Origin of the sequence: Ornithinimicrobium sp., assembly GCF_051004135.1 — a bacterium.
Classification (GTDB): Bacteria; Actinomycetota; Actinomycetes; order Actinomycetales; family Dermatophilaceae; genus Ornithinicoccus.
The window spans coordinates 1-5,543 of record NZ_JBPCKQ010000252.1 but is presented as its reverse complement, the minus strand read 5'-3'; the positions used below and the strand labels follow the sequence as shown (position 1 = coordinate 5,543).

At 65.3% G+C, this 5,543-nt stretch carries 4 protein-coding genes; all 4 read right to left on the bottom strand.

The annotated features are described in order from the left end of the window. Nucleotides 1-678 precede the first annotated feature (678 nt). A complete protein-coding gene (locus tag ACR2FV_RS18375; RefSeq protein WP_434017156.1) occupies nt 679-1,788 on the bottom strand; it encodes a pyridoxal phosphate-dependent aminotransferase in 1,110 nt (369 codons plus the stop codon). Nucleotides 1,789-1,937: 149 nt separating this feature from the next. Further along, on the bottom strand, nt 1,938-3,746 hold the full coding sequence (locus ACR2FV_RS18370) for a thiamine pyrophosphate-requiring protein (protein WP_434017155.1): 1,809 nt from the start codon (nt 3,744-3,746) through the stop codon (nt 1,938-1,940). A gap of 287 nt (nt 3,747-4,033) precedes the next feature. After that, nucleotides 4,034-4,645 carry a hypothetical protein gene (locus ACR2FV_RS18365; RefSeq protein ID WP_434017154.1) on the bottom strand — a complete coding sequence of 204 codons (612 nt, stop codon included), beginning with the start codon at nt 4,643-4,645 and terminating at the stop codon, nt 4,034-4,036. A 57-nt stretch (nt 4,646-4,702) separates the two neighbouring features. Next, on the bottom strand, nt 4,703-5,543 hold an 841-nt coding region (locus ACR2FV_RS18360; protein ID WP_434017153.1), incomplete at its 5' end, for an ISL3 family transposase.

Genomic DNA, 5,543 nt, shown 5'->3' with positions numbered 1-5,543 from the left:
CAGGTCCAGCCCGGCGTGACCATCCAGCATCTCGTTCACCGTGATCGTGCCCATGCCCCAGGATGCGCCGTACGGACCCCACCAGGCCAGCCCCAACCTCGGCGGTCAGAGGCGGAGCCTCACTGGGCGGCTGGTGTTTTTCGGTGGCTGGTGTTTTTCGCCGCGTGGCGGTCCCGTGGCGGGTTGAGCCGCCCTGGAGGATGTGCCTATGAGGCTGACACGTGGACCGTGAGTCATGACGTTGGGGATCACGCCCAGGCAGGCGGACTTGTTCCGCTCCACGGTCGGGTACTGCGAGCCGCGGGTGGCGCCGGAGTCGATCTACGGGTTGTTGCACCGGGAGTGCTACCGACTGTTTCCCGATGAGATGTTCGCGGACTTGTTCACCGATGTGGGGCGCCGTGAGCGTCTCGCGACGCGCCGCGGTGGCCGACTGCGACCGGGAGAGCCAGTGGTAGAACCCGGAAGTTGAAACCAGCAGCCAGGCGCACATCTTGCTCACCGGCCTCTACTCGGTCGGATCGGTCCGGCAGGAGTCGATGTACTCGTATCTGCTCACAGTCGCTGCTCCCGCGCGAAGTAAGCACTGGCTGGACAGCGGGTGGAACATCACTGATTCTTGGCTGGCGCGACATCGGCCGCTCCGGTGTCCGAGCGGAGGCCCGGACCGCCGAGTCATTAGGTGTGTGCGAGGAGGGCGTCACCGACTCGGGACAGTGCCTCAGTGAAGTCGGCCGGCGCGAGATGGCCGAAGCCAACCCGGAAGACCCGTTCGTCCTCCCCGAACCACCGTCCGGGTGCCACACGGACGTCACGATCGGCCAGAGCTTCGTAGAACGCTCCCACGGTGCCGTCGGGGACGATGTCGGGGTCGAGTCGCACGCAACATACGGCACCGGCGTCGGGGCGCACGTGTGCCACCGGATGCTCCTCGACCCAGCATTCCAACTCATCCAGTGCGGCGCCGAGTCGCTGCGCACGGGGCGAGAGGATCTCGGCGCGCCTGCGCAGGAGGGCGGCGGCGAGGACCTCGTCCACGGTCGAGCAGCTGCTCGTCAAGACGGACTTGGTGTTGCTGAGCCGCTGGTGGAGCCCTGGATCGGTGGTCGTCAGCCAGCCGATCCGCAGGCCTGGGGCCCCGTGGGCCTTGGACACCGAGGAGCAGGTCACCACCTGTCCCGACAGCGCGGCAGCCGAGCGAGCCGGCGCGTCCTGGTGGTAGGCGCTGGCCCGGTAGGTCTCATCGACCAGGACGACGGCTTCCGGTGAACGATCGGAGACGACGGTGAGCAGCTCTTGCAGTTCCTCAGCCGTGAACGAGACTCCGGAGGGGTTCTGTGGCGAGGCGAGGGACACCAGCCGGGTTGAGGCCGTGAATGACTCGGCGAGCGCAGCAATGGGCAGGCGGTAGCCGTCCTCGAAGCGCAATGGCACCGCTTCGACCCGCGCGCCGAGCCCCTCGGGCACGATGCGAGCCGGAGGGAAGCAGGGAGTTGCGAGCACCACATGATCACCGGGGCCGCAGCGGTCCTGTGCCAGCATGAACATCGCCGACACCGCGCCGACGGTCACCAGCACGTGCTCGGCTTCGATGCCCGCCTCGGCGGCGATAAGCGCGCGCAACTCGGCGCCGCCTTGCGAGCGGCCGTACCCGAGCCCAGTGGCCACCACCTCATCCTGGTCGAGGAGGTCACCCACGCTTAACGGCGGACACGTGCTCTGGGCGAGGTCGTATCGCACCGGCACGTCGACCAGACTCATCATGTCCCAGGAGGCGTAAGTGGTCACGGCTTCTGAGCCTACGTCCCCACTGGCTCGGCGGATCACCCGCACCGGGCAGGTCCTTGGTCTTCTCCGTAGCCTGGTTCGCCATACCGTTGGCGATGATCCACCCATTTGGGTCCGCGGTCCCTCGACGCAGCGGAACCTGTCAAGGGTTAACTGTCGCGCCGTACCGCGTGCCGAGCCTTGGCGAACAACTCGGCGCCCACTGCACGCACCGCCTCCTTGACCAGCGGCCTCTCAGAGGGATCGCGCTTGAGCAGCGCTTGGACAAAGCCGGTGGCCTGGTCAATCGTGATGTGCGCGGGCAGCGGCGGAACGTTGGGGTCAGTCCAAATGTCGAGCAGCACCGGACGGTCGGCTGCCAGCGCGGCATCCCACGCAGCCCCGACCTGCGTGGGGTCATCGACTCGGATACCGCGGAAGCCGAGCAACTCGGCATACCCGGCGTAGTCCATGTCCGGCAATGTCTGGCTGGCTTCGTATTTGGGGTCTCCCGCCTCCCGCATCTCAAACGAGACCTGGGTCAAATCGTTGTTGTGCAACACCATCACGATGAATCGGGGATCGGCCCACTCTTGCCAGTGTCGCTTGACGGTGAGCAGTTCGTTCATGCCCAGCATCTGGAACGCACCGTCCCCGATGGTGCAGATCACCGGCCGGTCGGGGTAGGCGAACTTGGCAGCCACGGCGTACGGCATCGCGGCCAGCATCGAGGCGAGCAGGCCGGACAGATTACCTCTCATGTTGGCGCCGAGTTTGATGTGATGGCCGTACCAGTCTGCGGTAGTGCCTGCATCGGCGGTGACGATGCAGTCCTCCGGCAGCCGCTCGTTGAGCTCATGGAACACCAACCGCGGGTTGATCGGCTCAGCCTTCGCCTTGGCCACGGCCTCAGTGACCTCGTTCCACGACTCCATCGCCGCGACGATGCCCTCCTGCCACTTGAAATCTTGCGTCGGGGTGAGGTGCTCCAGCAGCGCCGCCAACGTCACCTTGACGTCGCCGAGCAGATTGACCTCCATGGGGTAGCGCAGGCTGAGATTCTCCGCGGCCAGGTCAATCTGCACAGCCCGTGCCTGACCGGTGGGCGGCAGAAACTCGGCATACGGGAAATTGCTACCTACCATCAGCAGCGTGTCGCAGTCCTGCATCATGTCGTAACTCGGCTTGGAGCCCAACAGCCCGAGTTGCTGCGTGTGATGCGGCACGTCTCCGGGCACCACGTCCTTGCCCAGCAGCGAGGTGACGATGCCCGCACCGAGCCGCTGCGCGACCTCGAGCACCTCATCGGTGGCACCCCGGGCACCCTGGCCCACCAGCATCGCGACCTTGCTGCCTGCATTGAGCACCGCTGCCGCCCGGAGGATCTCATCCTGCGGTGGCAGCAGCCGAGTGGATGGATGACCGACACCGGAGCGGGACACCCAGTGCTCCACGGCAGGGGTTTCCATCGTGAGGTCCTGCACGTCGGCAGGCAGGATGACCACCGTCGGGCATCGCCGCGCCTTGGCCGTGCGGATGGCGCGATCGAGGACCACCTGGGCATGCATTGGCGTCGTCACCGTCTGGACATACCCGGCGACATCGGCAAAGGCGCGCTCCAGGTTCATCTCCTGCTGAGAGTCGGTCCCGAGGGAGACCCTGCCTTGCTGGCCGACGATAGTGACCACCGGTTGGTTATCCATCTTCGCGTCATACAGGCCGTTGAGCAGGTGAATCGCACCCGGCCCGGATGTCGCGATGCACACCCCCACCTCGCCGGTGAACTTCGCATGGGCACACGCCATCAGGCTGGCGATCTCCTCGTGGGTGGGACGGATGTAACGGAAGTCCTTGCCGTTGCGCTCGGCTCGTCCCAACGCCCCGTCAAATCCGCCGATGCCATCCCCGGGATAGCCATAGAAGCGGTGCAGATCCCACTCGATCAAGCGATCGATAATGAAGTCGCTGACTGTGCCCATGACCGTTCCTTTCCTCCGCCGGCCGAAACCCTGAGGTGGCGACCTGCTCCATCTTTGACAAGGGCGACGCTATAGCCGCCTCAGACCGTCCGCATCTGGGGGCCTGCCGTCCCAGTCGCGAGCGGCACGCATTCCTGGTGTTCTAGCGCAAGAAACGTACGCCGTGACTCGCCGCGTGCGTGACATCTCTGGAGACTAGGCCGTGTCCCGTGGATCGTGGCAGACGGGGGGTCGCGGAGCCAGATTCTGATGGTCGAGCATGCGCCCGTGTCTACCGCGAGTCGACCTCAGATTTTCGCGGGACACGCCCGCTCTTCAAGCACATCATCGGGCATGGAAGCCCACTTCTCGACCTCACGATGGATGCCCTTGTTGGCCTCTTCAAGCTTGCGCCAGGTGCGGCACGGGTGGGGATCGCCGCACCAACAGACTCCCTCGTCGGTTTCGTCGTGGTCGAGCATCACCTCGGCCAGAGCGCGAGTCCACTTCATCCGACTGCGAAACGCGGCCAGTTTTTCGGAGTTGGCTTTCTCTGCGAAATCCCGGTATCGGTCGCGGTCTGCGCGGAACTGTTCCGCGTGATCACAGGCTCGCCGGATGGCTCGGGCTGAGTCTTCTTCTTTCTGGCTCGTATGGTCGACACACGAAGGACACGCTGACTCAGTTTGGTTCTCGACAGCAGTCAGGACCCAGTCCCGACCACAACAGTTGCAGTGCTTGTCCCACTTCTGCGGCACCTTGACGGGAGGGACGTTGACGACTGTGATTCGCTTTGCTTCCGAGAGGCGCTGGGCCTCGCGAACTCGCCGCTCTCTGCCCTTGCGCTGGTTCTCGAAGTACTTTGTCAGTTGCTCCGCTTGCTTGCCGTTCAACTGGGCACTCATGCGGGTGATGTTCATTTGCAGGTCCTTGAGCACCTTGAATATTTGGCTCTCCTGACATCGATGTGGTTGAGGTCAGGTGTGGTAGGGGAGGTCGAGTTTGATGGGTCCGCAGGCGAGCATGATCAGGGCCAGGGCGGCTTGTGGGGTGTGGAATCCGTAGGAGCGTTTGGTGATCGTCCGTGCCTTGTTGTTCAGCCCCTCGTGGCGGCCGTTGGCCAGCCCGCGGGTGACGGCGGCGGCGATGCCGTCGGCGTGTCTGCGGATGGTGCGGGCGGCCTTGACGAAGGAAGGCAGCCGGGAGCGTTGTGCCCGGGAGCACCAGCGGGCGAGCAGGTCCATGACGGTGGCAGGGTCCAGGTCGTCGGCGAAGATCGCCCGAAGGGCCTCCTTGAGTTGGTAGGCCCGCCATAGCGCGCCACCTTGTTTGCGCAGGCCAGCCAGGGTGGCTGCTTGCTTTTCGGTGAGGTCGGCGGGGTTCTTGCACAGCGCCCACCGGGAGCCCTTGTACTTGGCCGCGATGGCCTTGTCGGGGAACCGGCGGGCGGACTGCCAGGCCTGACGGCGAACGACGTCCAGGGCGTCTCCGGCTACCTTCACGACGTGAAACGGGTCGAAGCAGATCACGGCTTGGGGGGCGCGGGCCCGGACGGTCTTGGCGTAGGCCGGTCCCAGGTCCATCGAGACCGCCTCGATCCCACCGGCTGCGCCGGTGGGCAGGTCGTCGAAGAACCGGTCCAGGGTGGCGGCGTTCTTGCCGGCCGTGCCCCACACGATCGTGGACGTGTCGTGGTCTGAGACCAGGGTCAGGTACCTGTGGTGCTTGCGCCACGAGATCTCGTCCACCCCGATGTCGACCAGGGCGACCAACCGGTCAGGGTTCAGCCTTCTGCGCGGACACCCGCTGGCACATCGC

Bases quoted from the DNA above. Each gene is read 5' to 3' on its own strand.
- ACR2FV_RS18370 (WP_434017155.1), bottom strand. From the start codon at position 3,746: ATGGGCACAGTCAGCGACTTCATTATCGATCGCTTGATCGAGTGGGAT.
- ACR2FV_RS18365 (WP_434017154.1), bottom strand. From the start codon at position 4,645: ATGAACATCACCCGCATGAGTGCCCAGTTGAACGGCAAGCAAGCGGAG.